At 51.6% G+C, this 26,557-nt stretch carries 25 protein-coding genes, 1 tRNA gene and 1 pseudogene; 11 read left to right on the forward strand and 16 right to left on the reverse strand.

Annotated elements, in window-relative coordinates; all coding sequences use genetic code 11:
• Positions 1-5: 5 nt before the first annotated feature.
• Together pyrB and AC0TN7_RS07005 are read right to left on the reverse strand one after the other, a co-directional pair.
• Positions 6-938, reverse strand: coding sequence for an aspartate carbamoyltransferase (pyrB, locus tag AC0TN7_RS07000; RefSeq protein WP_024907262.1), 933 nt, complete (start codon positions 936-938; stop codon positions 6-8).
• 34 nt (positions 939-972) lie between these two features.
• The gene (locus AC0TN7_RS07005) at positions 973-1,077 is read right to left on the reverse strand and encodes a pyrBI operon leader peptide (RefSeq protein ID WP_022646880.1); all 105 of its coding nucleotides are present in this window, start codon (positions 1,075-1,077) and stop codon (positions 973-975) included.
• On the opposite strand from AC0TN7_RS07005, the pseudogene AC0TN7_RS07010 reads away from it, so the two are divergent.
• Positions 1,057-1,174 (forward strand): annotated as a pseudogene (locus tag AC0TN7_RS07010) (hypothetical protein). The gene AC0TN7_RS07005 and the pseudogene AC0TN7_RS07010 overlap by 21 nt on opposite strands.
• Positions 1,175-1,177: 3 nt before the next feature.
• On the opposite strand, the gene AC0TN7_RS07015 reads toward AC0TN7_RS07010, so the two are convergent.
• The 5 genes from AC0TN7_RS07015 to arcA form a co-directional block, all read right to left on the reverse strand.
• Positions 1,178-1,657: an arginine repressor gene (locus AC0TN7_RS07015; protein WP_024907261.1), complete on the reverse strand. Its 480-nt coding sequence runs from the start codon at positions 1,655-1,657 to the stop codon at positions 1,178-1,180.
• 80 nt (positions 1,658-1,737) lie between these two features.
• Positions 1,738-3,141, reverse strand: a complete 1,404-nt coding sequence (locus AC0TN7_RS07020; RefSeq protein ID WP_248165859.1) for a YfcC family protein — start codon at positions 3,139-3,141, stop codon at positions 1,738-1,740.
• A gap of 47 nt (positions 3,142-3,188) precedes the next feature.
• A complete protein-coding gene (argF, locus tag AC0TN7_RS07025) occupies positions 3,189-4,193 on the reverse strand; it encodes an ornithine carbamoyltransferase (RefSeq protein WP_032651476.1) in 1,005 nt (334 codons plus the stop codon).
• A 26-nt stretch (positions 4,194-4,219) separates the two neighbouring features.
• Positions 4,220-5,131 carry a carbamate kinase gene (arcC, locus tag AC0TN7_RS07030; RefSeq protein WP_148768609.1) on the reverse strand — a complete coding sequence of 304 codons (912 nt, stop codon included), beginning with the start codon at positions 5,129-5,131 and terminating at the stop codon, positions 4,220-4,222.
• Between the two features lie 10 nt (positions 5,132-5,141).
• A complete protein-coding gene (gene arcA / locus AC0TN7_RS07035) occupies positions 5,142-6,362 on the reverse strand; it encodes an arginine deiminase (RefSeq protein ID WP_148386760.1) in 1,221 nt (406 codons plus the stop codon).
• A gap of 675 nt (positions 6,363-7,037) precedes the next feature.
• On the opposite strand from arcA, the gene AC0TN7_RS07040 reads away from it, so the two are divergent.
• The 5 genes from AC0TN7_RS07040 to AC0TN7_RS07060 all read left to right on the forward strand — a co-directional run bounded on the left by AC0TN7_RS07040 (position 7,038) and on the right by AC0TN7_RS07060 (position 13,848).
• Entirely contained in the window at positions 7,038-7,490 is a 453-nt protein-coding gene (locus tag AC0TN7_RS07040) for a YhcH/YjgK/YiaL family protein (RefSeq protein WP_473701960.1), read from the forward strand.
• 236 nt (positions 7,491-7,726) lie between these two features.
• Entirely contained in the window at positions 7,727-8,635 is a 909-nt protein-coding gene (gene yagE, locus AC0TN7_RS07045) for a 2-keto-3-deoxygluconate aldolase (RefSeq protein ID WP_473701961.1), read from the forward strand.
• Between the two features lie 14 nt (positions 8,636-8,649).
• Positions 8,650-10,617: a xylonate dehydratase YagF gene (yagF, locus tag AC0TN7_RS07050; protein ID WP_473701962.1), complete on the forward strand. Its 1,968-nt coding sequence runs from the start codon at positions 8,650-8,652 to the stop codon at positions 10,615-10,617.
• A 226-nt stretch (positions 10,618-10,843) separates the two neighbouring features.
• On the forward strand, positions 10,844-12,226 hold the full coding sequence (locus AC0TN7_RS07055; RefSeq protein ID WP_023293405.1) for an MFS transporter: 1,383 nt from the start codon (positions 10,844-10,846) through the stop codon (positions 12,224-12,226).
• An 11-nt stretch (positions 12,227-12,237) separates the two neighbouring features.
• Positions 12,238-13,848 carry a glycoside hydrolase family 43 protein gene (locus AC0TN7_RS07060; protein WP_473701963.1) on the forward strand — a complete coding sequence of 537 codons (1,611 nt, stop codon included), beginning with the start codon at positions 12,238-12,240 and terminating at the stop codon, positions 13,846-13,848.
• A gap of 4 nt (positions 13,849-13,852) precedes the next feature.
• On the opposite strand, the gene xynR is transcribed toward AC0TN7_RS07060, so the two are convergent.
• The 5 genes from xynR to argL form a co-directional block, all read right to left on the reverse strand.
• The gene (xynR, locus tag AC0TN7_RS07065) at positions 13,853-14,611 is read right to left on the reverse strand and encodes an IclR family transcriptional regulator (RefSeq protein ID WP_248222591.1); all 759 of its coding nucleotides are present in this window, start codon (positions 14,609-14,611) and stop codon (positions 13,853-13,855) included.
• A 175-nt stretch (positions 14,612-14,786) separates the two neighbouring features.
• On the reverse strand, positions 14,787-15,221 hold the full coding sequence (locus tag AC0TN7_RS07070) for a DUF3828 domain-containing protein (RefSeq protein WP_090419287.1): 435 nt from the start codon (positions 15,219-15,221) through the stop codon (positions 14,787-14,789).
• A gap of 1 nt (position 15,222) precedes the next feature.
• The gene (locus tag AC0TN7_RS07075; RefSeq protein ID WP_248165870.1) at positions 15,223-15,585 is read right to left on the reverse strand and encodes a CHAP domain-containing protein; all 363 of its coding nucleotides are present in this window, start codon (positions 15,583-15,585) and stop codon (positions 15,223-15,225) included.
• A 277-nt stretch (positions 15,586-15,862) separates the two neighbouring features.
• Positions 15,863-16,867 carry an ornithine carbamoyltransferase gene (gene argF / locus AC0TN7_RS07080; protein WP_167214193.1) on the reverse strand — a complete coding sequence of 335 codons (1,005 nt, stop codon included), beginning with the start codon at positions 16,865-16,867 and terminating at the stop codon, positions 15,863-15,865.
• Complete coding sequence (argL, locus tag AC0TN7_RS07085) at positions 16,837-16,932, reverse strand: putative translational regulatory protein ArgL (RefSeq protein ID WP_213014347.1); 96 nt, start codon at positions 16,930-16,932, stop codon at positions 16,837-16,839. The genes argF (AC0TN7_RS07080) and argL overlap by 31 nt, the downstream gene beginning before the upstream one ends.
• Before the next feature lie 99 nt (positions 16,933-17,031).
• On the opposite strand from argL, the gene rraB reads away from it, so the two are divergent.
• The 4 genes from rraB (at position 17,032) to AC0TN7_RS07105 (ending at position 19,206) form a co-directional block, all read left to right on the forward strand.
• Positions 17,032-17,457, forward strand: coding sequence for a ribonuclease E inhibitor RraB (gene rraB, locus AC0TN7_RS07090; protein WP_008501374.1), 426 nt, complete (start codon positions 17,032-17,034; stop codon positions 17,455-17,457).
• Between the two features lie 46 nt (positions 17,458-17,503).
• On the forward strand, positions 17,504-18,262 hold the full coding sequence (miaE, locus tag AC0TN7_RS07095) for a tRNA isopentenyl-2-thiomethyl-A-37 hydroxylase MiaE (RefSeq protein ID WP_473701964.1): 759 nt from the start codon (positions 17,504-17,506) through the stop codon (positions 18,260-18,262).
• Between the two features lie 30 nt (positions 18,263-18,292).
• Positions 18,293-19,015 carry a topoisomerase II gene (locus AC0TN7_RS07100; protein WP_473701965.1) on the forward strand — a complete coding sequence of 241 codons (723 nt, stop codon included), beginning with the start codon at positions 18,293-18,295 and terminating at the stop codon, positions 19,013-19,015.
• A gap of 106 nt (positions 19,016-19,121) precedes the next feature.
• A tRNA-Leu gene (locus AC0TN7_RS07105) sits at positions 19,122-19,206 on the forward strand.
• Between the two features lie 146 nt (positions 19,207-19,352).
• On the opposite strand, the gene AC0TN7_RS07110 is transcribed toward AC0TN7_RS07105, so the two are convergent.
• Genes AC0TN7_RS07110 through AC0TN7_RS07125 form a run of 4 tightly spaced genes read right to left on the reverse strand, consistent with a single transcriptional unit; the run spans position 19,353 to position 24,123 of the window.
• Complete coding sequence (locus tag AC0TN7_RS07110; RefSeq protein ID WP_097536503.1) at positions 19,353-19,808, reverse strand: hypothetical protein; 456 nt, start codon at positions 19,806-19,808, stop codon at positions 19,353-19,355.
• Positions 19,808-21,829, reverse strand: coding sequence for an AAA family ATPase (locus tag AC0TN7_RS07115; protein ID WP_473701966.1), 2,022 nt, complete (start codon positions 21,827-21,829; stop codon positions 19,808-19,810). The genes AC0TN7_RS07110 and AC0TN7_RS07115 overlap by 1 nt, the downstream gene beginning before the upstream one ends.
• Positions 21,810-22,037: a hypothetical protein gene (locus AC0TN7_RS07120; protein ID WP_126326242.1), complete on the reverse strand. Its 228-nt coding sequence runs from the start codon at positions 22,035-22,037 to the stop codon at positions 21,810-21,812. The genes AC0TN7_RS07115 and AC0TN7_RS07120 overlap by 20 nt, the downstream gene beginning before the upstream one ends.
• Positions 22,024-24,123 (reverse strand): DEAD/DEAH box helicase family protein, encoded by a 2,100-nt coding sequence (locus AC0TN7_RS07125; RefSeq protein ID WP_126326243.1) that lies wholly within the window; start codon positions 24,121-24,123, stop codon positions 22,024-22,026. The genes AC0TN7_RS07120 and AC0TN7_RS07125 overlap by 14 nt, the downstream gene beginning before the upstream one ends.
• Positions 24,124-24,774: 651 nt before the next feature.
• Here AC0TN7_RS07125 and AC0TN7_RS07130 point away from each other — a divergent pair.
• On the forward strand, positions 24,775-26,535 hold the full coding sequence (locus AC0TN7_RS07130) for a DUF262 domain-containing protein (protein WP_348573144.1): 1,761 nt from the start codon (positions 24,775-24,777) through the stop codon (positions 26,533-26,535).
• Positions 26,536-26,557 lie beyond the last annotated feature (22 nt).

Below are 26,557 nucleotides of genomic sequence, written 5' to 3' on the forward strand. Positions count from 1 at the left end.
TCCCCTTACAGTGCCAATTCGCGATTCAGAACCAGTGCCAGTAACGCCTGGCGGGCGAAGATGCCGTTTCCGGCCTGCTGGAAGTACCAGGCGTGCGGCGTTTTATCCACGTCTGTGGTGATCTCATCGATGCGCGGCAGCGGATGCAGCACCTTCATGTTGTCGCGCGCGCCCTCGAGGTCGCTGGCGCGCAGCACGAACTGTGCCTTCACGTTGGCGTATTCGGACGGATCCAGACGCTCTTTCTGCACGCGGGTCATGTACAGAATATCCACGTGGCTCATCACCTCTTCGATGCTGGCGTGCAGGCTCCACTGAATGCCTTTCTCATCCAGCATGTCGAGAATGTACTGCGGCATCGCCAGCGCGTCAGGCGCAATGAAGTAGAAGCGGTTGCCGTTAAATTTCGCCAGCGCCTGCGTCAGGGAGTGGACGGTGCGGCCATATTTCAGGTCGCCGACCATGGCGATATTCAGGTTCTCGAGCTTGCCCTGGGTCTCCTGAATGGTGAACAGATCCAGCAGGGTCTGCGTCGGATGCTGGTTGGCACCGTCACCGGCGTTCAGTACCGGAATGCCGCCGGAGAACTCGGTCGCCAGGCGTGCCGCGCCCTCCTGCGGATGACGCATCACAATCGCGTCGACGTAGGTGCTGATGACTGAAATGGTATCCGCCAGGGTCTCGCCTTTTTTACCCAGCGACGTGTTGCTGCTGTCCGAGAAGCCCACCACGCTCGCCCCCAGGCGGTGCATGGAGGTCTCAAAGGAGAGGCGGGTGCGGGTCGAGGCTTCAAAGAAGCAGCTCGCAATCACCTTGTGCTTCAGCAGCTCCGGTTGCGGATTGGCCTTCAGTTTTGCCGCGGTTTCCAGAACCAGTTCCAGCTCTTCGCGGCTGAGGTCGTTTATGGAAATGATGTGTTTTTGATAAAGCGGATTCATGTTTATCTCCTGACGCCGGGCAAAAAAAAGCCCCTCAAATGAGGGGCTCTGGGAATAGGTTTAGCAACGGGAAGAAAAACGGCAGGCCAGCGTCTGATTTCAGACGCGGTAAGACGTTATGTCGTACACGCTTGACCATGCTTCCTCCCGGCAAATTGTCGGGCATTATACGCAGCTCGCTTTTCGGATCAAGCGATTTAATGCACGCTTTACTCAATGCAAACGGTTCTTTATGAATATTAATTCGTTCTGAGTAAATAATTAATTTGCTTATGCACCAGAGCGGTGCGTTTCACGACCCGGGGAGCGACCCAGACGATACTGCTGCCAGCCACCACGCCTAAAATTTCCGGTAGCTGGTGATAATCCAGAATACGCGCCACCGCGCGGCCATATCCGGCGACGGTATGCACAAGGATAAACTCGCTATTATGCTCGACGCTGACCACCATTTCGGACACGGTACGCGCGGCGTCGGGGGCAGGGCGCAGCTGGGGATTCAGCGAATAAATCTTTAGCCCTTTGGCATTTCGAATTTTTATGACACCGAGCAATTTAAGCAGACGTGAAACGGTGGACTGGCTGATGGTCTCAAAACCACGCTCCTGCAAATCCCGGCGGATCTCCTCCTGGGAGAGATAGCTCTTTTCTGCTATCAGGCGCTGGCAGACCGTCAGCTGTAGTTGTTCTTTGGGAGAGTACTCTTCGTAATCCATCATAGTTCCCATATCAGTTCCCGAAATAACCGGTGGCACCGCACCGATCCGTAGGCCGGATAAGCGCAGCGCCATCCGGCAAATCACAACAAGGCACCCAGGCTCAACGCCACCATGATCACTACCGTTAATATCCCCAGCAGCGGCGCCACCCATTTCAGATAGCGTACGTAGGGCACGCGGGCGATCGCCAGCCCGCCCATCACGACGGCTGAGGTGGGAGTGACCAGGTTAACGATGCCGGACGCCGACTGGTAGGCCGTGACCACCAGGTCGCGGTTGACGTTAGCGAAATCGGCAAGGGGCGCCATGATCGGCATCGTCAGAACGGCCAGGCCGGACGAAGAAGGCACAAGAAACGACAGCACCACTTCCAGCCAGTACATCACGTTGATGAACGCCACCGTCGATAACCCGGTAACCATCCCCTCGGCGCTGTGCAAAATGGTGTGGGTAATCATGCCCTTATCCATGATCACTACGATACCGCGCGCGATGCCGATAATCAGCGCGACGCCCAGCAAATCTCGCGCGCCGTTGATAAACGTCGAGGTCAGCTCCTCTTCGCTCATGCGGGCGATCAGGCCGACGATAATCGCGCTGGCGAGAAACACCGCCGATATCTCCGCCATCCACCAGCCCAGTACCGCCACGCCGTAAATCATCACCGCGAAGGCGAGGGCAAAAATCACCAGGATGATTTTGCGCACCGGGGTGAATTCCAGCGACTGTTCGCCCTTGTTGCCGAGGAAATGGGCGCGGTTCTCTTCCTGCTTGTCTGCAACGATCGACAGCGACGGATCCTTGCGCACCTTGCGGGCGTAGCGCATCACCCACGCCACGCAGATGATCCAGCCGATGACCAGCAGCGCCACGCGCAGGGCGATGCCGTTGGTAAAGGGGATCCCGGCGGCGTTGGCGGCGATGACCGTGGCAAACGGGTTGATGGTGGAACCCAGCGTGCCGATCCCCGCCCCGAGCAGCACGGTGGAGGCGGCGACAACCGGATCGAACCGGGCGGCCAGCATCACCGGCACCAGCAGGGTGTAGAACGGCAGCGACTCTTCGGCCATGCCGTAAATGGTGCCGCCCGCGGCAAACAGCGCCATCAGGATCGGGATCATCCACTCCTCGCGTCCGCGCAGCCGGGTGGTGACGCGCTCGATCCCGGCGTCAATCGCCCCGGTTTTGGTGACGATCCCGAGGAATCCCCCGATGATCAGAATAAACAGCGCCACGTCGATCGCCCCGGCCTGGCCGGAGACCGGATCGTACAGCCCGGCGATGGGTGCCATCAGGACGGAAACCAGCCCCTGCGGATGCGCCGCCACGTGCGCGTAGGTTCCGGCAATCGGCACTTCTTTACCGAGGGTCTCGTTCATCGCCATCTGGTACTGGCCGGCGGGAACGACCCAGCTCAGCGCCGCCACAACGGCAATCAGGAAAAAGAGAATGGTGTAAGCGGAGGGAAACTTAAACTTGCCCATGATGTTCTCCTTAAACCCGGCGCACCCCGCGGCGCGCCGGGCGGTGATTAGTCGCCGAGTGTCGCCACCATGACCGCTTTAATGGTGTGCATGCGGTTCTCTGCTTCGTCGAAGACGATCGAGTTCGGCGATTCGAAGACCTCTTCCGTCACCTCCAGTCCCTTCAGCCCGTACGCCATCTCGATCTCGCGGCCCACTTTGGTGTGTTCGTTGTGGAACGCCGGCAGGCAGTGCATGAACTTGACGTTCGGGTTGCCGGTGGCCTTCATCACCTGGGCGTTAATTTGATATGGCTTCATCAGGCTGACGCGCTCGGCCCAGGCTTCCTTCGGCTCGCCCATGGAGACCCACACGTCGGTGTAGAGGAAATCGGTCCCCCGCACGCCTTCTTCCACGTCGTCGGTGAGGGTGATGCGCGCGCCCGTCTCTTTGGCGATGGCGCGGCACTGCTCAACCAGCCCGGCTTCCGGCCAGAAGGATTTCGGCGCGACGAGGCGGATATCCATCCCCATCTTGGCCGCGCCCACCATCAGGGAGTTGCCCATGTTGTTGCGCGCGTCGCCGAGATAGGCAAAGCTCAGCTCCGGCAGGGTTTTGCCCGGCGCATGCTCCAGCATGGTCATCAGGTCGGCGAGGATTTGCGTTGGGTGGAACTCGTCGGTCAGGCCGTTCCACACCGGTACGCCCGCGTACTCGCCCAGCTCTTCGACGATGGCCTGACCATAGCCGCGGTATTCGATGCCGTCGTACATGCGGCCCAGCACGCGGGCGGTGTCTTTCATCGACTCTTTATGGCCGATCTGCGATCCGCTTGGGCCGAGATAGGTGACCTGCGCGCCCTGATCGAATGCGCCCACTTCAAAGGCGCAGCGGGTGCGGGTAGAGGTTTTTTCAAAGATCAGGGCGATGTTTTTCCCGACCAGGGTTTGTTTCTCGCGCCCGGCTTTTTTGGCGGCCTTGAGCTCAATGGCGAGGTCGATCAGGTACTGGATCTCCGCCGGGGTGTAGTCCAGCAGTTTCAGGAAGTTGCGGTTTTTCAGGTTGATGGTCATGGCTAAATCCTTTTTAAAATGAGTGTTCAGTTACGAATCAACGTGCCTTTCTCGCCCGCGAGGATCTCCGCGCCGTCGGCCAGCGCGCCGATCCCGGCAATGCCGTTGCAGGCTTCAACAAACTCGCGGCAGGCGGCCACTTTCGGCCCCATCGATCCGGCGTCGAACTGCATGCCTTTGAGCAGCTCCGGCGTCACCTGTGCCAGCGGGCGCTGGGTCGGCTTGCCCCAGTCGAGATACACCGCGTCGGCGTCGGTGAGGATCAGCAGGGCGTCGGCCTCGATTTGCCTCGCCAGCAGGGCTGCGGAGAGGTCTTTGTCGATCACCGCCTCGATCCCGCGATAGCCGTTGGCGTGTTCCACCACCGGCACGCCGCCGCCTCCGTTGCAGATCACCAGGTGGTCGCGCTGGATCAGCGCCGTGATGGCGTCGCTCTCGACGATGCGCTTCGGCTGCGGTGACGGCACCACGCGGCGGACGTAGCTGCCGTCGGCCTTAAACACCCAGCCTTTCTCCGCCGCCAGCGTTTTTGCCTGGGCTTCGCTGTAGACCGGGCCGATGTACTTGGTCGGGTTGCTGAAGGCCGGGTCGGCGGCATCCACTTCCACCTGGGTGAGCAGAACGCTCACCTCCCGCTGCGGGAGGCTGTTTTTCAGCGCCTGCTGGAGCATGTAGCCGATCATTCCCTGGCTTTCCGCGCCGAGAACGTCCAGCGGGTAGGGCGTGACTTTGTCGTAGGCGCTGTTCTGCAGCGCCAGCAGCCCGACCTGCGGCCCGTTGCCGTGTACCAGCACCACGCGCCACTGCGCCGTCAGCCCGGCGATGGTGCGGGCGGCCTGCTCGATGTTCTGGCGCTGGATCTCCGCTTCCAGCGGCTCGCCGCGCTTGAGCAGCGCGTTGCCGCCCAGGGCCACAACCAGAGTGGGTTTTCGTTCCATGATGGCTCCTTTAAATTCCGTCGCGTTCCAGCGGGCAGCTCATGCAGCGCGCGCCGCCGCGTCCGCGTCCGAGTTCGTCGCCCGGGATGGGCAGCACGGTGATACCCGCTTTGTCGTACTTCTCGTTGGTCCAGACGTTGCGCTCGTAGCCGATCACCACGCCGGGGCGGATGGTCAGGACGTTGTTGGCGTCGTTCCACTGCTCGCGTTCGGCCTCAAAGGCGTCGCCGCCGGTGGTGATCAGACGTACCTGGTTAATGCCGAGCGCTTTCTCGATGGCGTGCAGCAGGTCGGTTTCCTGGGTGCGCAGCAGGCCGCCGCGTCCGTCCGGGGTGAGCGTCCAGCACTGGGCGTCTTTGCGCACCACTTCCGGGTAGACGGAGAAGGTATCCACGTCGATGTGGGTCATGACGGTGTCGAGGTGCATACAGGAGCGGTGTTTTGGCAGCTCAACGGCGATCACGCGCTCGGCCTGACGATGTTTGAACAGGCTGTTGGCGAGGAATTCCACGCCCTGCGGCGTCGTGCGTTCGGACATGCCGATCAATACCGCGCCGCGGCCAATCACTAATACGTCACCGCCTTCTAAGGTGGCGTGGTCGTAATTAATATTCTCGTCGCCGAAATACTTAATAAAATCGCCGTCGGCGAACGCCGGGTGCCAGCGATATATTGCCCGCAGGTTATTGGTTTCACGCTGACGCGCCGGTTTGGCCATCGGGTTAATAGAGACGCCGTTATAGATCCAGCAGGAGGTATCGCGGGTAAATAAATGGTTTGGCAGCGGCTTCATAATAAAATCATTTGCCGTGTGGGTATCCACCACCATATTTTTAATGGCCGCCGGAATTTCACCGTAGGTTAATCCGCCGCTTAATCTGCGCGCCAGTTCGCGGTGAGGCATATCCGCCAGCCAGCCGCGCACGTCGCCGGCAAAGGTAGGGCCGAGGCGATAGTCAGAGATTTGCGTCTCCAGCAGCCAGGCTTTCGCCTCTGCAATATCAAGGGCTTGTGTCAGAAGGTCGGTCAACAGCAGGACTTCCACACCCTGCTCGCGCAGCGTGTTTGCGAAGATGTCATGCTCCTCACCCGCACGCTCAACCGAGAGCACGTCATCGAAAAGGAGCTCCTGACAGTTTGATGGCGTGAGACGCTTCAGACTTAAATTAGGGCGGTGCAGCATAACGCTACGCAATTGACCAATTTCAGAACCGACGTAATGCTTTTCCATAATTATTCCTTTAACTGTTTTTCAGAATAAAAAGGGCATGCGCCATGTAACGTATTTAATTTCATGGCGGCTAAGCTCAATTGATTTCGTAATTCATACTAGGCAGTTAAATAATCCGTATTGTGATATTGCTCACGCGAAAATGGATATTAGGCGGTTTGTTTTCATTAGCATGATTCGCATCAGATAATGATTAATTTCATATTAGTGAGGGATGAATAGCTAAGCAGGATCCGGTGGCATTATTTGGGTTTGTTATTACTTTGTAGATTTTAATCTTTTGACATATATTGTTATGTGACTGATTTTAAACGATAAGAGTTATGGGTGAGAATGGCTATGCAATTAACGTAATTAACTATTTTTGACTTAAGAAAAATCAATAAATAATTATGGTTTTTTAGAGCAAATTATCAAAACAGTAAAGTGTGAGGCGGCAACAGGTTTTGTTAATTAGAGAGCATGATCAAGAGGTTAGAGCAGCCGTGCGATAAGCGCCGATCGAGGTTATGCATAACCCCTGCATAAATGCCCGGGCAGGATTAACAGTGAATTAACACCTTTCCCGATAAACATGCGCTCGCGCAAACATCGTCCAAAAAGGGCTGGTATGGCAGCCGGGATTCTCGTATAAAAGATAAAAATGAAACATTGTTTTATATTGAGGGTTGAAACATGATTATCGGCAACATCCACCATCTGCAGTCCTGGCTGCCTGACGAACTGCGCCAGGCGATTGAGCACGTTAAAGCCCACGTCACCGACGCGACGCCGCTCGGCAAGCACGACGTCAACGGCAACAGCCTGTTTTATCTGGTCTCTGAAGACATGACCCAGCCGTTCGCCGAGCGTCGCGCCGAGTACCACGCGCGCTATCTGGATATTCAGATCGTGATGAAGGGACAGGAAGGGATGACATTCAGCACCCTGCCGCCCGGCACGCCGGACACCGACTGGCTGGCGGACAAAGACATCGCGTTCCTGCCGGAAGGCGAGCAGGAGAAAACCGTGGTGCTGAGCGAAGGGGATTTCGTGGTGTTCTGGCCGGGCGAGGTGCACAAGCCGCTGTGCGCGGTGGGGGCACCTGCTAAGGTCAGGAAAGTGGTTGTTAAAATTCAGGTAGAGTAACCCCTCACCCTAACCCTCTCCCCACAGGGGAGAGGGGACTGCTCCGAGCCGTCTTTTCCCCCTCGCCCCTTTGGGGAGAGGGCCGGGGTGAGGGGCAATATGTGATCCAGCTTAAATTTCCCACACTCCTTCGTCCCTTCCCATTTACCTGCGCTTTTCCTGCGTCATAGTATGATCGTTAAATTAATGAACGCTGTTCTATAATGTAGAACAAAATGATTCAGCAAGGAGATCTCATGCCGCAGTCCGCGTTGTTTACGGGAATCATTCCCCCTGTCTCCACCATCTTTACCGCCGACGGCCAGCTCGATAAGCAGGGCACCGCCGCGCTGATCGACGATCTGATCAAAGCAGGCGTTGACGGCCTGTTCTTCCTGGGCAGCGGCGGCGAGTTCTCCCAGCTCGGCGCCGAAGAGCGTAAAACCATTGCCCAGTTTGCGATCGATCATGTTGATCGTCGCGTACCGGTCCTGATCGGCACCGGCGGCACCAACGCCCGGGAAACCATTAAGCTCAGCCAGCACGCGCAGCAGGCGGGGGCGGACGGCATCGTGGTGATCAACCCTTACTACTGGAAAGTGTCGGAAGCGAACCTGATCCGCTATTTCGAGCAGGTGGCGGACAGCGTCACGCTGCCGGTGATGCTCTATAACTTCCCGGCGCTGACCGGGCAGGATCTGACCCCGGCGCTGGTGAAAACCCTGGCCGATTCGCGCAGCAACATCGTTGGCATCAAAGATACCATCGACTCCGTTGCCCACCTGCGCAGCATGATCCATACCGTCAAAGCCGCTCACCCGCAATTCACCGTACTCTGCGGCTACGACGATCATCTGTTTAATACCCTGCTGCTCGGCGGCGACGGGGCGATTTCGGCCAGCGTCAACTTTGCTCCGCAGGTGTCGGTGAATCTTCTGAAAGCCTGGCGAGATAAAGACGTGGCGAAGGCGGCTGAGTATCATCAGACCCTGCTGCAAATCCCGCAGATGTATCAGCTGGATACGCCGTTTGTGAACGTGATTAAAGAGGCGATTGTGCTCTGTGGCCGCCCGATCTCCACGCACGTGCTGCCGCCCGCGTCACCACTGGACGCGCCGCGCAAGGCGCAGCTGAAAACCCTGCTGCAACAGCTCAAGCTCTGCTGAGCCGGACGATAACCATGACCATCGAGAAGATTTTCACCCCACAGGACGATGCGTTTTATGCGGTGATTACCCACGCGGCGGGCCCGCAGGGCGCGCTGCCGCTGACCCCGCAGATGCTGATGGAATCCCCCAGCGGCAATCTGTTCGGCATGACGCAGAACGCCGGGATGGGCTGGGACGCCAACAAGCTGACCGGCAAAGAGGTGCTGATTATCGGCACCCAGGGCGGCATCCGCGCCGGGGACGGACGCCCGGTCGCGCTGGGCTACCACACCGGGCACTGGGAGATCGGCATGCAGATGCAGGCGGCGGCGAAGGAGATCACCCGCAACGGCGGGATCCCGTTTGCGGCCTTCGTCAGCGATCCCTGCGACGGCCGTTCTCAGGGCACGTACGGCATGTTCGACTCCCTGCCGTACCGCAACGACGCGGCGATCGTGTTTCGCCGCCTGATCCGTTCCCTCCCGACGCGTCGGGCGGTGATCGGCGTCGCGACCTGTGATAAAGGGCTGCCCGCCACCATGATTGCCCTGGCTTCGATGCACGACCTGCCGACCATTCTGGTGCCGGGCGGGGCGACGCTGCCGCCAACCGTGGGGGAAGACGCGGGCAAGGTGCAGACCATTGGCGCGCGCTTTGCCAACCACGAACTCTCCCTGCAGGAAGCCGCCGAGCTGGGCTGTCGCGCCTGCGCCTCGCCGGGCGGCGGATGTCAGTTCCTCGGCACGGCGGGCACCTCGCAGGTGGTCGCGGAGGCGCTGGGGCTGGCGCTGCCGCACTCCGCGCTGGCCCCGTCCGGGCAGGCGGTGTGGCTGGAGATCGCCCGCCAGTCGGCGCGGGCGGTGAGCGAGCTGGATAACCGCGGCATCACCACGCGCGATATCCTCACCGATAAAGCCATCGAAAACGCCATGGTGATCCATGCGGCGTTCGGCGGCTCGACCAATTTACTGCTGCACATTCCGGCCATCGCCCACGCGGCGGGCTGCACAATTCCGGACGTAGAGCACTGGACGCGCGTCAACCGCAGGGTGCCGCGCCTGGTGAGCGTGCTGCCCAACGGCCCGGACTATCACCCGACCGTGCGCGCCTTCCTCGCGGGCGGCGTGCCGGAGGTGATGCTCCACCTGCGCGATCTTGGCCTGCTGCATCTGGACGCCATGACCGTGACCGGCCAGACGGTCGGCGAAAACCTCGACTGGTGGCAGGCGTCCGAACGCCGGGCGCGCTTCCGCCAGTGCCTGCGCGAGCAGGATGGCGTGGATCCGGATGACGTGATCCTGCCGCCGGAGAAGGCAAAAGCGAAAGGGCTGACCTCGACGGTTTGCTTCCCGACGGGCAACATTGCGCCGGAAGGAGCGGTGATCAAGGCCACGGCGATCGACCCGTCGGTCGTCGGTGAAGATGGCGTTTACCGCCACACCGGTCGGGCGCGGGTGTTTGTCTCGGAAGCGCAGGCGATCAAGGCCATCAAGCGGGAAGAAATTGCGCAGGGCGATATCATGGTGGTGATCGGCGGCGGGCCGTCCGGCACCGGCATGGAAGAGACCTATCAGCTTACCTCCGCGCTGAAGCATATCTCGTGGGGCAAGACGGTGTCGTTAATCACCGATGCGCGCTTCTCGGGCGTGTCGACAGGCGCCTGCTTCGGCCACGTGTCGCCGGAGGCGCTGGCGGGCGGGCCGATTGGCAAGCTGCGCGATAACGACATCATCGAGATAGCCGTCGACCGGCTGACATTAACGGGTAGCGTGAACTTTATCGGCACCGCGGACAACCCGCTGACGCCGGAGGAGGGCGCGCGCGAGCTGGCAATGCGGCAGACGCACCCGGACCTGCACGCCCACGACTTTTTGCCGGACGACACCCGCCTGTGGGCAGCATTACAGTCGGTCAGCGGTGGCACCTGGAAAGGCTGTATTTATGACACCGATAAAATTATCGAGGTAATTAACGCCGGTAAAAAAGCGCTCGGTATTTAATTATTTTCTGAGATAAAACCGTCTACGGGAAATATTCCGCGGACGGTTTTCGCGTGTCTATAATTTATTAATTTAAACAATGGGTTGTGATATATCGTTGGCGTCACAAAAGCAAAATAACGTAATTCGGAAATAAGATATGACCATTGCTGGTTAATTGAACAGCTCATTACACTCCATTAACACGATGTTGTAATTCAGCACACTACATAAGGGTGTAATTCTGATGACGCAATTAACCATGAAAGACAAAATTGGCTACGGGCTGGGTGACACCGCCTGCGGCTTCGTCTGGCAGGCTACCATGTTCCTGCTGGCCTACTTCTACACCGACGTCTTTGGCCTGTCGGCGGGCATTATGGGGACGCTGTTTTTAATCTCCCGCGTGCTCGACGCCGTGACCGACCCGCTGATGGGGCTGCTGGTCGACCGCACCCGCACGCGGCACGGCCAGTTCCGCCCGTTCCTGCTGTGGGGCGCCATCCCGTTTGGCATCGTCTGCGTGCTGACCTTCTACACGCCGGACTTCTCCGCGCAGGGCAAAATCATCTACGCCTGCGTGACCTACATTCTTCTGACCCTGGTCTACACCTTCGTTAACGTGCCGTACTGCGCCATGCCCGGCGTCATCACCGCCGACCCGAAAGAGCGTCATGCCCTGCAGTCCTGGCGCTTCTTCCTGGCGGCGGCGGGATCGCTCGCCATCAGCGGCATTGCCCTGCCGCTGGTGAGCATCATCGGCAAAGGGGACGAGCAGGTGGGCTATTTCGGCGCCATGTGCGTGCTGGGCCTGACCGGCGTGGTGCTGCTCTACGTCTGCTTCTTCACCACCAAAGAGCGCTACACCTTTGAGGTGCAGCCGGGCTCGTCGGTGGCGAAAGATCTCAAGCTGCTGCTCGGCAACGGCCAGTGGCGGATCATGTGCGCGTTCAAGATGATGGCGACCTGTTCCAACGTGGTGCGCGGCGGGGCGACGCTCTACTTCGTCAAATACGTGATGGATCACCCGGAGATGGCGACCCAGTTCTTACTCTACGGCAGCCTTGCCACCATGTTTGGCTCGCTCTGCTCCTCCCGTCTGCTGGGGCGCTTCGACCGCGTCACCGCCTTCAAGTGGATCATCGTCGCCTACTCGCTCATCAGCCTGCTGATTTTCGTCACCCCGGCGGAGCATATCGCCCTGATTTTCGCCCTCAACATCCTGTTCCTGTTCGTCTTTAACACCACCACGCCGCTGCAGTGGCTGATGGCCTCTGACGTGGTGGATTACGAGGAGAGCCGCAGCGGGCGCCGCCTCGACGGGCTGGTGTTCTCCACCTACCTGTTCAGCCTGAAGATTGGCCTGGCGATTGGCGGGGCGGTGGTGGGCTGGATCCTGGCGTACGTGAACTACTCCGCCAGCAGCAGCGTGCAGCCGGTGGAAGTGCTGACCACCATCAAAATCCTGTTCTGCGTAGTGCCGGTGGTGCTCTACGCGGGCATGTTCATCATGCTGTCGTTCTACAAGCTCACCGACGCCCGCGTGGAGGCCATCAGCCAGCAGCTGATCAAGCACCGCGCGGCGCAGGGCGAGGCCGTTCCCGACGCCGCGACAGCCGCATCCCATTAACCGGAGGCATTATGCAAATCACTAACCCCATACTCACCGGCTTCAACCCGGACCCGTCCCTGTGCCGTCAGGGCGAGGACTACTACATAGCCACCTCGACCTTCGAGTGGTTCCCGGGCGTGCGCATCTACCACTCCCGCGACCTGAAAAACTGGTCGCTGGTCAGCACCCCGCTGGACCGCGTGTCGATGCTGGACATGAAGGGCAACCCGGACTCCGGCGGCATCTGGGCGCCGTGCCTGAGCTACGCCGACGGCAAATTCTGGCTGCTCTACACCGACGTGAAGATTGTCGACTCGCCGTGGAAAAACGGCCGCAACTTCCTCGTCACCGCGCCGTCCATTGAGGGGCCGTGGAGCGAGCCGATCCCGATGGGCAACGGCGGGTTCGATCCGTCCCTGTTCCACGACGACGATGGCCGCAAATATTACCTCTACCGCCCGTGGGGGCCGCGCCACCACAGCAACCCGCACAACACCATCGTGATGCAGGAGTTTGACCCGCAGACCGGCACCCTCTCGCCCGAGCGCAAAACCCTGTTTACCGGCACGCCGCTCTGCTACACCGAGGGGGCGCACCTGTATCGCCACGCGGGATGGTACTACCTGATGGTCGCCGAAGGCGGCACCAGCTACGAGCACGCCGTCGTGGTGCTGCGTTCCAAAAACATCGACGGGCCGTACGAGTTGCACCCGGACGTGACGATGATGACCAGCTGGCACCTGCCGGAGAACCCGCTGCAGAAGAGCGGCCACGGCTCGCTGCTGCAGACCCACACGGGGGAGTGGTTCATGGCCTACCTCACCAGCCGCCCGCTGCGCCTGCCCGGCGTGCCGCTGCTGGCCTCCGGCGGGCGTGGCTACTGCCCGCTGGGGCGCGAGACCGGTATCGCCCGCATTGAATGGCGCGACGGCTGGCCGTACGTGGAAGGCGGCAAGCACGCGCAGCTGACCGTGAAAGGCCCGCAGGTGGCGGAGCAGCCTGCAGCCGTTCAGGGCATCTGGCGGGAGGATTTCGACGCCAGTTCGCTCGACCCGGAGTTGCAGACCCTGCGCATTCCGTTCGACGACACCCTCGGCTCGCTCACCGCGCGCCCGGGCTACTTACGGCTCTACGGCAACGACTCGCTCAACTCGACCTTCACCCAGTCGACCGTGGCGCGCCGCTGGCAGCACTTCACCTTCCGGGCCGAGACGCGGATGCAGTTCTCGCCGGTCCACTTCCAGCAGAGCGCGGGGCTGACCTGCTACTACAACAGCAAAAACTGGAGCTACTGCTTTGTGGACTACGAGGAGGGGCAGGGCAGAACGATTAAGGTGATCCAGCTCGACCACAACGTGCCGTCGTGGCCGCTGCATGAGCAGCCGATTCCGGTGCCGGAACATGCGGAGAGCGTCTGGCTGCGCGTGGACGTGGATACGCTGGTTTACCGCTACAGTTACTCGTTCGACGGCGAGACGTGGCACACCGTGCCGGTTACATATGAGGCGTGGAAGCTGTCGGACGACTACATTGGCGGGCGCGGCTTCTTTACCGGCGCGTTTGTGGGGCTGCACTGCGAGGACATCAGCGGCGACGGCTGCCACGCGGACTTTGACTACTTCACCTACGAGCCGGTTTAACGGCTCAGGCCGGGTAGCCCAGCGTGCGTGACAGCTGGAGCCCGGCCTGCTGAAGCTGCTCGCGGAAGTTAGCCAGCTCGGCGTCGTCCACGCGGGAGGTCAGCGTCGACAGGCTCAGGGCGGCGATGACGCGGGATTCGTGGTTCCACACCGGCACCGCCACGCAGCGCACGCCCTGCTCGTTCTCTTCGCTATCCAGGGCGTAGCCCTGCGCGCGGGTCTGCGTCAGGGCGCTCATTAGTGCTTCACGAGAGGCGAGGGTGGAAGGGGTATAGGTGGTGTACTGATAGCCCTCAAGCAGAGCGTTCAGCTCGGCCTCGCCCAGCCAAGCAATCAACACCTTGCCGATAGCGGTGGCGTGAACCGGCAGGCGGCGGCCAATGCGCGAATAGGCGATGGCGGCCAGCTTGCCTTCAATCTTCTCGATATAGACCCCTTCACGCCCGTCCAGGATCCCCAGATGGGTGGTCTGCCCGGTCCGCTGGGACAGCTCCGTCAGCCAGCCTTTCGCCTTCTGACGAATATCGATGGAGCCCACGACAAAATGGCCGCGCTCGACCAGCTTCATGCCGAGGCGATATTTGCCGTTCTCCGGGTTCTGATCGATATAGCCGTGAAGCTGCAGGGTTTTCAGCAGCGAGTGGAGGGTACTCTTGCTCAGCCCCATCAGTTTGCTGATGTCGGTGATCTTAAGCTCGGTGGCCTGCTCGTTGAACAGGTCGAGGATCTGCAACGCACGTTCAACAGACTGAATAATCGGCATAATGCTGGTATGTCCACGCTGGAATTAAGGCGAAAACGTACCTTTTTCGGGGTGAAAAATCAATGAAATGGAGCCGGTGTTCTCCCTCTCCCTGTGGGAGAGGGCCGGGGTGAGGGCATCAGGCCGCAGCGCCACCCGGCAACAAAGGCGGCTACATTATTGTTAGCGGGGGACATCAATTATTATCCCGAGCGGCGACAGACTGGATTTTCCAGACCCCATCTTCTTTAACCATGCAATCAATGACTGTGTGCTGGGTCTTTTTGCCAAACGTGATATTCACGTTTACACAGACCGGGTCTGAATCATACGAATCAATAGCCACATTCTCAGCCCAGTCCTCGCCGATATACTGCGATTTCATAAAAAAATCAGCCTCGTAAAATTCAGCGTCGGCATAACGGGGATCGACTGCATGACGTAATTTTTTCATGGTGCTGGCCGTAACGAACTTATCGATTTCATTTCCCTGTTGGATGGGATAACGATCATTGTTCACTTGTTTGACGTACCAGCGATTGAATTCAAGGGCGCGCTGCATCGGTATCTGAAAATCTTCGGCCCCCAATGCTGCTGTGCTGAATAATAAAATTAAGATGAGCTTATTCATATTAATAATGCCTGTATAAGGTGACGACTGGCTGGAGTTGGCGATACGTTGGCCCCGGGTACATTGTTCTCTGTTTAAAATCTGAATACCAGGTTCCAGCGCCATCGTAAATACAGACATGCCCGTACTGATTCGGGCCGGGCAAGGCATCAATCACCGCGATATCCCCCTCTATGGGGGTGCCATAGACTTTTGAGAACCCTGCTTTTTCAAGAGAACGCCAGAAGTCCTTAGCGTTTGCCCCTTCGATTTTAAGCCCTCCGGCTCGAATGGCGGCGGCGATTGCGCGAGCGCAATAGTGTCCAGTATGGGTTAGTGCGTGGCTACGGGCGTATGACACAGCTTCATGCTTATTCCATGACATAAATAATCCTTATTAACGAAATGCAGCAATAAGGAAATATTACGCCGATAATATACGGTGTTTTGTAAATGATAATGACCTGATATTAACCATTATCTACTCAATAAATAATGGTTAATAAAAACATAAATTCTTGTTATGGTTAATGCCTATCTGAGAAAGCGGCAGTAAAATGAATTTTTCTGCCTGACGATAACGCTGTTGTCGTTTTTAGGGTTTTCTCCCTCTCCCTGTGGGAGAGGGCCGGGGTGAGGGCACCAGACCGCAGAGGACACAATCACTCCCCAAGCGTCGCCACCATCACCGCCTTAATCGTATGCATCCGGTTTTCCGCCTGGTCGAACACGATGCTCGCCTTCGACTCAAACACCTCGTCCGTTACTTCCATCCCGCCGTGCAGGTCGAACTCCTTCGCCATCTGCTTGCCGAGCGTGGTCTGGTCGTCATGGAACGCCGGCAGACAGTGCAGGAACTTCACGTCCGGGTTGCCGGTCAGCGCCATCATCTGCGCATTCACCTGATACCCGCGCAGCAGCGCGATACGCTCCGCCCACTTCTCTTTGGCTTCGCCCATCGACACCCACACGTCGGTATAGATAAAGTCCGCGCCCTTCACGCCCGCCGCCACGTCTTCCGTCAGGGTGATCTTCCCGCCGTGCTTCTCCGCCAGCGCGCTGCACTCCGCCACCAGGCTCTCTTCCGGCCAGCAGGCCTTCGGGGCCACCAGGCGCAGATCCAGCCCGGTCAGCGCCGCCGCTTCCAGCATCGAGTTGCCCATATTGTTGCGCGCGTCGCCCGCGTAGACCAGCGTCATCTCGTTAAACGCCTTGCCCGGCAGGTGCTCCTGCATGGTCAGCAGGTCCGCCAGCAGTTGGGTTGGATGGAACTCGTTGGTCAGCCCGTTCCACACCGGCACGCCCGCATACTGCGCCAGCGTCTCGACGACTTCCTGGCCATGGCCGCGATACTGAATGCCGTCGTACATCCGCCCGAGCACGCGCGCGGTGTCCTTAATTGACTCTTTATGCCCAATCTGGCTGCCGCTCGGCCCTAAATAGGTAACGCGCGCGCCCTGGTCAAATGCGGCAACTTCGAAAGAGCAACGGGTACGGGTCGAGTCTTTTTCGAAGATGAGCGCGATGTTCTTACCGGTAAGCTTCTGTACTTCCTTGCCCTTTTTCTTATCGGCTTTGAGCTGTGCGGCAAGGGTCAGCAGAGAAGTGAACTGTGCAGGGGTAAAGTCGAGCAATTTCAGAAAGTGTTTCTTGTACAGATCAGACATTTTATCCTCACATGGCGAACGCCACTTATTGAATTAAAATTCACTTTATATGTGTAATTATTCATTTGCAACCCCGTTTCACAAATCTTTCCAACAAAGGTGGAGGCAAACCCGTCCGTGTGTGAAAATAGAAGTATCTGCCGCACTTTAAAGAGGATTGAGCCATGGCAAACCCGGAATTACTGGAAGAGCAACGCGAAGAGACGCGTCTGATTATTGAAGAGCTGCTGGAAGACGGTAGCGATCCGGACGCGCTGTACACCATCGAGCACCATTTCTCTGCGGATGATTTCGACGCGCTGGAAAAAATGGCCGTGGAAGCCTTCAAGCTGGGTTACGAAGTGACCGAGCCGGAAGAGCTGGAAGTAGAAGAGGGCGACACCGTCATCTGCTGCGACATCCTGAGCGAAGGTGCGCTGAAGGCGGAGCTGATTGACGCGCAGGTAGAACAGCTGATGAACCTGGCCGAGAAGTTTGACGTGGAATACGACGGCTGGGGAACCTACTTCGAAGATCCGAACGGTGAAGACGGCGAAGAAGGCGACGACGAAGATTACGTCGACGAAGACGACGACGGCGTGCGTCACTAAGCGTTTCAGGCGGTGGCGCATGCCACCGCTTTTTCAAGGCAGAACCATGGATTACCCGCAGATACTCGCCCCCGTACTCAACTTCCTCCAGTGCCCGACCCCGCAAGCATGGATTGATAAAGCCCGCGACCCGGCGAACCTGCCGCTGCTGCTCACCGACCACATGGTGTGCGAGCTCAAGGCCGCCCAGACCGCGCTGCTGCTGGTGCGTAAATACGTCGCCGACGAAAGCGGTGCCGACGCGCTGCTCGAGTGGCTCAAACCCTACGAACAGTTCACCTTCCGCGACGGCCCGGAGCCGGACTTCATCGCCCTGCACAGGCAGATTGGCAAAAGCGTGATGCCCAAAACCGACGACCCGTGGGGCCAGGCGCTCATCGACAGCATGGTGCTGCTGATTAAAGAGGAGCTGCACCACTTCTGGCAGGTGCGCGAGGCGATGCTGGCGCGCGACATTCCGTACGTCAAAATCACCGCCAGCCGCTACGCCAAAGGGATGCTGAAGGAAGTGCGCACCCACGAACCGCTGACGCTGATCGACAAGCTCATCTGCGGCGCCTACATCGAAGCCCGCTCCTGTGAACGCTTCGCCGCGCTGGCCCCGTTCCTCGACGACGACCTGCAGAAATTCTATCTCTCGCTGCTGCGCTCGGAAGCGCGCCACTATCAGGACTACCTGACGCTGGCGCAGCAGGTGAGCGACGACGATATCTCACCGCGCATACAGCTTTTTGGCGAAATTGAAGCCACACTTATCTCGACACCGGACTCCGAGTTTCGCTTCCACAGCGGCGTGCCGGTGTAAACCGGCATAGCGAAAGGATAAGGATGCGAGATGAATAAAACGTGGACCCGTATTGTGATTGTCGTCGTCGCGGCCGCCGCCGTGGCGTTCTGGGTATTCTTCGATAAGCAGCGTGCCCCCGAACACCAGATTGATACCACCCTCAACGCGATGCCCGCCTGGCAGGTGATTAAGGAGCAGGAGCCCGCGCTGCATCAGCGCATCCTCGACCAGATGGCCGCCCTGCAAAAAGCGGGCGAGCCGGAGCAGCAGATTATCGACACCATCCAGCCGCAGATCCTGCATCTGCAGATGTCGCGCCTGCAGAACGCCCCGGACGCCAACGTGGTGAACTACATGACCATCAACATGGAGCAGACCGCTGCCATCCAGAAGGTGAGCGACGACGCCTGCTTCCGCTTCCTCTACCCGATGGTGAAGGGCGGCGTGAACCCGATGCGCATGCTGGATAAAGACCTGATGACGCGGCGCATGCAGGCCGATGCTGACATGATGCGCGCGGCCTACGGCAAAAACCGCCACACCGTGACCCCGGCCGAACGCGAGGCGGCCGTCGAGGATGTGCGACCGATTATGAAGGCGCTTGCCGATAAGTACGGTGAGGACATCCAGCTGCTGCAGATGCCGGAGAAGGCGGTGGGCAAAGAGAAGCTCTCCTGCGATATGGTGCAGGAGATGTGGGCCAAGGTGCTGGCGCTGCCGGAGCAGAAGGCGGCGAGAGTGATTCGGCTGGCGGTGTCTGAGCTGGAGTGACAAAGGGCGCTGGTTTTTTGGGCACTTAGCGCGGGTTTCGCGCGTCGTCGCTTGCATGGCGGCGCGCGACAGGTATAATCCACAACGTTTCCGCATCCCCTTCAGTGCCGAAGTGGCGAAATCGGTAGACGCAGTTGATTCAAAATCAACCGTAGAAATACGTGCCGGTTCGAGTCCGGCCTTCGGCACCAGCTTAACCAAGCTAATTGTAGTTAAAACAAGTACTCTTGATGTGAAAGAGATATATCATGTTCAAAGCTTCTCTTGGGAACTGAAGTTTTAATTTTATTATTCCCTGTATAGCGTAGAGTATTATCTAAACAGGGAACAATGCATTTCAAAATGCAATATCAGGAATTTGTTTATCACCTTCTTCAATATCTAATAGTTTAGAAGCCCTATCAGCAATTACATTTAGTAAGGTATCTACTCCAGTTATGTCTGTAGGATTGTCTGTTAGCCATCCAGCAATCTCCGACATACCAGTGTTTGCATACTCTTGAAATATCTTCCAACATAATCTATCGTCCTTCAATATATATGGATCTTTAGTTTCCATAAGTGCGATCATATATATAAGACCTTCCTTGTTGTTATTAGTAAAAATACGATCAGGAATTTCACTTCCATTTTTCTCTATCTTAGTTGGGCCTTTATTGATTGCGATAATAGCAGCGAAAACGGCAAGATCCATTAATGTATTAAATATTTTGTCACCCGTCTTGACAACTTTTTCATCAGCTAGTTTAGTGCAAATACTACTGTATTTATTATCAAAATAGAATGTTGCCATTATCTTATCTCACTAATAGATGTACCGTCGAATTGACTTTCATATATGGATTGAATATAAGTTCGATCATTGATAATGATTTCGTCAAGTGGTTTATTCCCACGAGTCGTCTTTTTATTGGATATTAATAAATATTCACGTCCTACTTTGCCTTTGATAGTGTCACTGACTGTACCTCTCCAATGTGAAGATGAAAGTAAAAGAACAAGTTGCTCGGAATTATCCGGTAAGAATTGTGCTGTTGCTCGCCTATAAGTTTCGTCAAGTTCTCCAAATGGAGCATCTATAATGAATGGCGCTACAGTACCCGGTTGAAGAAATTTTCCTTCAGCTTTGCTGCGTTTTGCTGCCAATTTAATTAATGCAGAAACAAATGCTAAGTTAAGTAGTAGTTTCTCACCTTTGCTTTTCGCGACTACTCCGCCATCGGCGCGTACAAGTTGAAAATTAAAGTCACTGTCAACTTTGACTGAAAAATCTTTCCTGCTAAAGTTGATTAATATATCGTTAACATATTTTTGAATTATGCCTTTAGAATTAGCTTCAGTTTGCTGGAGTTTTGTATGGCATGCATTAATTATTTTTTCAATGTAGTAGATTGATTGCGATAGCCTAAGACTAGATGAATCTTGAGGTGAATTTTTACTTATTTGAAGTTTTAATTGTGTTATGTCTACGTTTATTTTATCAATTTCACGAGTGATGGAATTGTAAGCAAGTTCGGAATTATCCAGCTTGTAAGATATTTCTCTTTCTTTAGATCTTAGTTGTTTTAATTTTACATCGTCAATACTATCTATTTTTATATTTAGGGCTTCAAGTCTGGTAGTGATATCAGCCATTTCATGGTTAATAGATTTTATTTTATTATTTATGTCATTATACTCATCAATAAAATTTTTAGATTCATTGCCGAGATTTTGAGAAAACGACCTTGCTTTAATGAGATTGTTTTTTAGCTCGGCAGTATTTGCGCGATCTATTAAATTAACAATGTTGTTATATTCCTCCGTTCCAACATTTATCTCACGACCACAAATACATTTATTCATTGAAATTATGTCATTGACTAATGTTTCATCATATGGGGCAGGAATTTTCCCCGACAATGTGAATTTGTCTATGAATTCTAAACTTGTTTTACTTAATTCTGTACCAAAGACCCGCCATCCATAATTATTTATTAGTTTTTGTCTGGATCTACTTTCGCGATTTAAATCAGATTTTCTTCTGTCTAAGTCTGTTTCAAGTCGAGAAATATCCTTTTTCAGATCTGTGGCATCTAGAATTTTACAATCAATGATTTCATCACTAAGCTCCTTTTTGATTAATCTAAGCTCATTGATTGTTGTATTAATTTCATAACGACTAGACGTCTTGTTTTTCAATGATTTTTCTAAAAAAGAAAGTTCTTCACTCAATTTAATAAATTTTTTTTCATTTGAATTTATTTTTTGTAATTGCAGTTGCCATTTTTTCTTTATATGATTTAAGTCATCTATCGCTTTTTCTGCCAGACTAAAACCTAATATGTCACGTATTGCATCTCTAAAATTTGTTGTATTAGCTTGTAGTTGAGAAATACCTTCGCCATGAAAAAGGAAATACTCTGCCATTTCTTCAGGGATTACGCTATTAAGAAATGTTCGATCACTTAACAGTGGTTGATAATCACCATTAATAATCGCGAATAATGTAAGGGTTGTGTTCCGAATGCTTTCGTTGTAGCTACGCGTAGCACTGTAGGTATTCTCTTCGTGAATAAATTCAACTTCAACTTCACATTCTTTAATACCTTGTGCCAAAGCATCAATATTAACAATATTATTTTTAAATTCAAAGTCATCAGTGAATTTACCGTAAAAACACCACAAAATACTATTGAGAATTGTTGTTTTTCCAACTCCATTCTCGGCATGAATTAATGTCACGTTGTAAGTGGAGTCTGTTGAAAATTCAATAATGTTGTTATTCCCATAGAATTGACGGAAATTAACAAGTTTAATCCTTTTTATTTTCATTGCTTGCAGCCTCTAGTGAATTTAATACGATTCTTTCTATTTCGTCATGCCTATTGTTCTGAGTTGTTAGATCTAATCCATATGAGTATTTTTTCTCGGCGCGAATTATTTCGTGTATGGTGGCTTCTATAATAGTAGAGTCACTGTCAAGTAAAGCTGGATCGTTTGAAAGTTCATTTAGGAAATCTTTTATATCATCTAGTTTCATTGTCAATATCCAATTTTAACTTATTTAAACTTAATGATGAGAATTCTTTGATACGATGTTGCTCTTGCTGAATTAATGATAAAAAACATGCTTGTGTACGATGGCTAGGTGGTATGGATACAAAATCATAAATAACAGCTTTTTGTTTGTTGGGTGAATGACGTAAAACCCTGCCGCGACGTTGAATATACTGTCTTTCGTTGCGCGTACTAGCCATGATGTAAGCTTGGCTACATGCAGGGACATCAATTCCTTCATCTAATACTCTTTTAGATACTAATGCATCTATCTCACCATTTTTAAAAGTTACCATGATTTTCTTCCTCATTGATAACGATTGTTCACTTGTGAATTTGGAGGTGCGCCAACCACACTTATGTAAAATTTTTGTCACATCATCGATATTTTTTTCATCATTGTCATCCAAACCTTCTATCCCTCCCTCCCCGCAATAAAATAGAGTATGCGTTTGACGACCTTTCTCGACAATTATGGATTCCAACTTTATAAGCTTAGAGGCGAGACTGCCTAAAATTCGAGAACGCTTAAGATAAAGATGCATCAACGCATCTTCATTGATAGTATTTCCTGATTCTTTAATTGCTTCTAATTTAGCAATCTTTACCGATAAATCTTCATATTTATCAGCTTCTTCATCATTCATTTTACATGGAATTGGAAAGTAATCATAAGGGCATAATACTTTGTCTTGAATAGCTTCCTTCAAACCATATTCAGAAATAATCTCGCCATAGTAACTAGTTAATAATGTTTTTTTATATAACTCGTTCTCATTCCATGGTGTGGCAGATAATCCAAGGCGCATTTTTGCTTTTGGTAATATATCAATTATTTTATTATTTGCATGATTATGACATTCATCGCCAATAAATAAAATGCGTTCTGGATTAATCTTGTTTATTTCATTTAAAAAAGATTGCTTCTTCAATGTGTCATTTACAACTACTATTGCTAAAAAGGTTTTTTTAGTTGACAAATTAAACTCAGAAACTTGATTCTTAAGATGTTGTAGCCATAACGATTGTGCTTTGTAACATAGTAAAGAATGTATATTGAAAGATTTCATTTCCTCATGCCATTGCTCAGCCAAACCTTGATATGGCACCGCTACAATGATACATAATCCACGACAAAAAAAATCATTCAATGTTATTACAGTGCCAGCATGTAAAGCAGTAATCGTTTTCCCTGCCCCTGTGGCAAGTTTAAGAATACCTTGATACTTATTTTTTACCCAATTATTTAATGCGTTTTTTTGATGATCTCGTAGTTTATATTTTTCTTTTCCAATAAACTTTGGAAGTTCTGGTAGGCAATCAAAAGTGTTTGCATCGATATCATCTTTGCCATTTTCAATGTCCTCCAAAGATTTCAAAATAGCTGTAATTTCTTTACCTGAATGATAATCAGAAAGCAAATTTAAAAATTCAGTATTGGCAGGAATGGTTTTAGTGATTGGCTGTTGATCATTCCACAGTTTCTCAAATCGTTCCTCTATGTCTAAACCATAATGTTTGTAAATTGACTCATCCCAGCTAAAATATGAGTTTATTGATTCTGAGTTTAAATCATCATTTAATGCATTCTCAGTTTCATTAGCAGACCCAATAAATGCAACCCGGTCAAAATTAACATCTCGGATGACCCCAATTTTTTCGTGATACATCCCTCTGGGGCGAAATGCAAAACGAATTTCAAGACGTTTTGAGGCTACAAGAAATGAAAGAGCATCGAAGCGACGGCATTCTAATGTATCAATCATGTTTTGCAAGAAGTCATTAGTTTTTTCTGAAATGTCAATAAAGTGTTTTTGTATATTCACACCAATCTTAATAGCTTCAAAATCTTCAGGGTTAACTGGATAACCTATTATCAGTCTCATTCTCCCCCCGTTAAATAATAAAGGTGCTAAACCTCGTGCCGCAATACTTAATGAAGATGAAGAGAAAAAACCAACCGCGCGATCATATGATGAAGCACTTTTTAGAGCTGGGATATAGAAATCTTTTACAATTGAACAATCTTCAGAGGAATAGGTATATTTTAAAGCAGCATTCTTCAGCATTTAAAATGATCTTCCTATAATTTGTGTAATAATTATTGTATTATATGATTTAATTAGATAATTCTTATATCTTATTTTGGTGCTATTATCAAGATATATTTTAAAAATGAAGAAAGCTACCAATTTTGGTAGTTTGTGTTTTTTTGTAATAGAAGTCACAAATTATATTTTTTCTAAAAGCATAGCCTTGAAAAATTTCAAAGAAAAATAATGGCTGATGATATTTATCAAGGCAAACTCGAGAAATTGCACACATTCTGCAAAGACATTATATAATTTTATTTGTTATATATGTGATATTAATAATTATATGAAACTTTAAACTTGGCAATACAGTTATTGTAATAGGGTAATTATATTAATTTATCGCAGAGATATTACATAAACTATCTTAGCATTAAATTTAATGCTGGTAATTTCATGTAATTTATAAAATAGTTTATGATATATATATCTTGTTCTTTACACCACAATATCATTTGGCACGCAATATTTATTAGGGAATTATTTCATTATGCTTTGCTGTTGAGAACTCATTAGGTATTCTGATGTATCAGGTAGAAAAAATGCTTTTCTCATTCCTTTTTTTTGTATAGTATTCAAGGGGATTGCATTGACATTACTATAGACAGCTATAAGGACATCGTTGAAATGAACATTATCCCAGAGAGTAAAAGTCTCGAGAAAATACTGACTGGCTTAGAAACAAAATATACTGTTCCTGACTATCAAAGAGACTATTCTTGGTCAGTAAATGAAGTAGAAACTCTTTGGATGGACATAATTATATCTCACAAGCAACAGTCTGAATATTTCATGGGTACAATTGTGCTAAAAAAACATGAAAAGGATAGTGATACCTTTGATATAGTTGACGGACAGCAGCGATTGGCTACGTTTTCGATGTTGTTTCAAGTGCTTGCTAGCCTTGGTGATTCATTTTCTTCTAATCCATCCGTCCTTAAGCAGGTTGAGCGTAATCCTGCATCTTTAGAGTTAGCAAGAAAATTAGCAAAAGTTGCTCGGGCTAGGTTGAGAGAACCAAGTGAACCGGATAATTATTATTTAAGGTTAAATAAAAAAGATAATGAACTTTTTGATTATATTGTTCGTGATGAAAGTGCAAATTCATTCAGGACGGAAGAAGCTTTAAATAAAATAAATAAAAATGACAAAAGGTTATTAAAAACCAAAAAAACCTTTACGCAAAAAGTGATTGAAGAATTTTGCGGAATAGATGCATTGCAAGAAATATACAATATGCTTGTGCATATTGTTAAACGTTTAAAATTTATAACTATTGAAGTTGAGACAGATTATGATGCATTTCTTCTTTTCGAGTCTTTAAATTCAAAAGGAATGGATTTAAGTGTTGCTGATTTATTGAAAAATAAAATATTAATGAAAGCTAGTGGTGATGAACATAAAAGTGAATTGTTACTCAATAATTGGGAGTCTATGATTTCATCAGTAGAAGCTAGCCGGTTATCACCTGTTGATTTTTTAAGAGTTTATTGGGAAGCGATACAAGGTGCAAATATAACAAAAAAGGAATTATACAAAAATATTGGTGTGTATATTGATCGTACAAATGACATACAATCATTCTCTAAACAATTAAAAGATATAGCCTATGATTTTTCTGTATACGCTTCTAGTGAGTTACTTTTTCCGACGAGTATTCATCAGACTGGAAAGGATAAATATCTCGCTTATTGCGGGGAAATAAATAGTCTTAAATATACTACCTGCTTGCCCTTATTGATGTATGCGCAACAGAATAAAGCAAACCTGCTTGAGCCTTTATCAAAAATGAGTTTATCGTTTTTATTTAGATGGATCACAATTGGTGATTATTCTGTCGGAGGCGCAAAAAAAATATTTGACGAAGTAATTAGAAGGTTACAGAGCAGCAATGATGAGAAATTTATTTTAGAACCATTTCTATCTGAAACGGATAAAATTGGTGATGAGGCCTTTATTAATTCAATGCGTCAGTTTAAAGCTCATGATAATCAGATAGCAAAATATATTTTATCTAAATATTATATTTTCATGAATAAAGAACAGAGCATACCAAATTATGGCGAGGTTCATTTGGAGCATGTTATACCTCAAGTATTCACCTTGTGGGAAAAAGATGAGAATTTCGTTCTTCCAAAAGGAGCATATATTAAAGACTATGTTTATAACATAGGTAACTTAACTCTTTTACATAAACAAATAAATCAAAGTATTAAAAATAAAACTTTTGATAAAAAAGCAAAAGAATATGCTGATTCAGTATTTCCAGAAACAAAGAATATCTATATACAATCCCAACACGGCATGTATTGGAACCCTGAAATTATCGATAAAAGAGGCCAAGACATAGCTGTGAAATCTCCAGACATCTGGCCTCTGACACTATAATGTTATATTGATACAGCCTGCC

This window comes from Enterobacter sp. PL_is511 (genome assembly GCF_055816065.1).

What these genes read in the sequence shown, in the direction of transcription:
- AC0TN7_RS07075 (WP_248165870.1), bottom strand. Translation starts at nt 15,585, where the DNA reads ATGTCATGGAATAAGCATGAAGCTGTGTCATACGCCCGTAGCCACGCA.
- argF (WP_167214193.1), bottom strand. Translation starts at nt 16,867, where the DNA reads ATGTCTGATCTGTACAAGAAACACTTTCTGAAATTGCTCGACTTTACC.
- AC0TN7_RS07110 (WP_097536503.1), bottom strand. Translation starts at nt 19,808, where the DNA reads ATGGCAACATTCTATTTTGATAATAAATACAGTAGTATTTGCACTAAA.
- argF (WP_032651476.1), bottom strand. Translation starts at nt 4,193, where the DNA reads ATGACCATCAACCTGAAAAACCGCAACTTCCTGAAACTGCTGGACTAC.
- yagE (WP_473701961.1), top strand. Translation starts at nt 7,727, where the DNA reads ATGCCGCAGTCCGCGTTGTTTACGGGAATCATTCCCCCTGTCTCCACC.
- AC0TN7_RS07130 (WP_348573144.1), top strand. Translation starts at nt 24,775, where the DNA reads ATGAACATTATCCCAGAGAGTAAAAGTCTCGAGAAAATACTGACTGGC.
- AC0TN7_RS07020 (WP_248165859.1), bottom strand. Translation starts at nt 3,141, where the DNA reads ATGGGCAAGTTTAAGTTTCCCTCCGCTTACACCATTCTCTTTTTCCTG.
- yagF (WP_473701962.1), top strand. Translation starts at nt 8,650, where the DNA reads ATGACCATCGAGAAGATTTTCACCCCACAGGACGATGCGTTTTATGCG.
- xynR (WP_248222591.1), bottom strand. Translation starts at nt 14,611, where the DNA reads ATGCCGATTATTCAGTCTGTTGAACGTGCGTTGCAGATCCTCGACCTG.
- AC0TN7_RS07070 (WP_090419287.1), bottom strand. Translation starts at nt 15,221, where the DNA reads ATGAATAAGCTCATCTTAATTTTATTATTCAGCACAGCAGCATTGGGG.
- rraB (WP_008501374.1), top strand. Translation starts at nt 17,032, where the DNA reads ATGGCAAACCCGGAATTACTGGAAGAGCAACGCGAAGAGACGCGTCTG.
- AC0TN7_RS07120 (WP_126326242.1), bottom strand. Translation starts at nt 22,037, where the DNA reads ATGAAACTAGATGATATAAAAGATTTCCTAAATGAACTTTCAAACGAT.
- arcA (WP_148386760.1), bottom strand. Translation starts at nt 6,362, where the DNA reads ATGGAAAAGCATTACGTCGGTTCTGAAATTGGTCAATTGCGTAGCGTT.
- AC0TN7_RS07060 (WP_473701963.1), top strand. Translation starts at nt 12,238, where the DNA reads ATGCAAATCACTAACCCCATACTCACCGGCTTCAACCCGGACCCGTCC.
- AC0TN7_RS07040 (WP_473701960.1), top strand. Translation starts at nt 7,038, where the DNA reads ATGATTATCGGCAACATCCACCATCTGCAGTCCTGGCTGCCTGACGAA.
- arcC (WP_148768609.1), bottom strand. Translation starts at nt 5,131, where the DNA reads ATGGAACGAAAACCCACTCTGGTTGTGGCCCTGGGCGGCAACGCGCTG.
- AC0TN7_RS07005 (WP_022646880.1), bottom strand. Translation starts at nt 1,077, where the DNA reads ATGGTCAAGCGTGTACGACATAACGTCTTACCGCGTCTGAAATCAGAC.
- pyrB (WP_024907262.1), bottom strand. Translation starts at nt 938, where the DNA reads ATGAATCCGCTTTATCAAAAACACATCATTTCCATAAACGACCTCAGC.
- AC0TN7_RS07015 (WP_024907261.1), bottom strand. Translation starts at nt 1,657, where the DNA reads ATGATGGATTACGAAGAGTACTCTCCCAAAGAACAACTACAGCTGACG.
- AC0TN7_RS07100 (WP_473701965.1), top strand. Translation starts at nt 18,293, where the DNA reads ATGAATAAAACGTGGACCCGTATTGTGATTGTCGTCGTCGCGGCCGCC.
- AC0TN7_RS07125 (WP_126326243.1), bottom strand. Translation starts at nt 24,123, where the DNA reads ATGCTGAAGAATGCTGCTTTAAAATATACCTATTCCTCTGAAGATTGT.
- AC0TN7_RS07055 (WP_023293405.1), top strand. Translation starts at nt 10,844, where the DNA reads ATGACGCAATTAACCATGAAAGACAAAATTGGCTACGGGCTGGGTGAC.
- AC0TN7_RS07115 (WP_473701966.1), bottom strand. Translation starts at nt 21,829, where the DNA reads ATGAAAATAAAAAGGATTAAACTTGTTAATTTCCGTCAATTCTATGGG.
- argL (WP_213014347.1), bottom strand. Translation starts at nt 16,932, where the DNA reads ATGAATAATTACACATATAAAGTGAATTTTAATTCAATAAGTGGCGTT.
- miaE (WP_473701964.1), top strand. Translation starts at nt 17,504, where the DNA reads ATGGATTACCCGCAGATACTCGCCCCCGTACTCAACTTCCTCCAGTGC.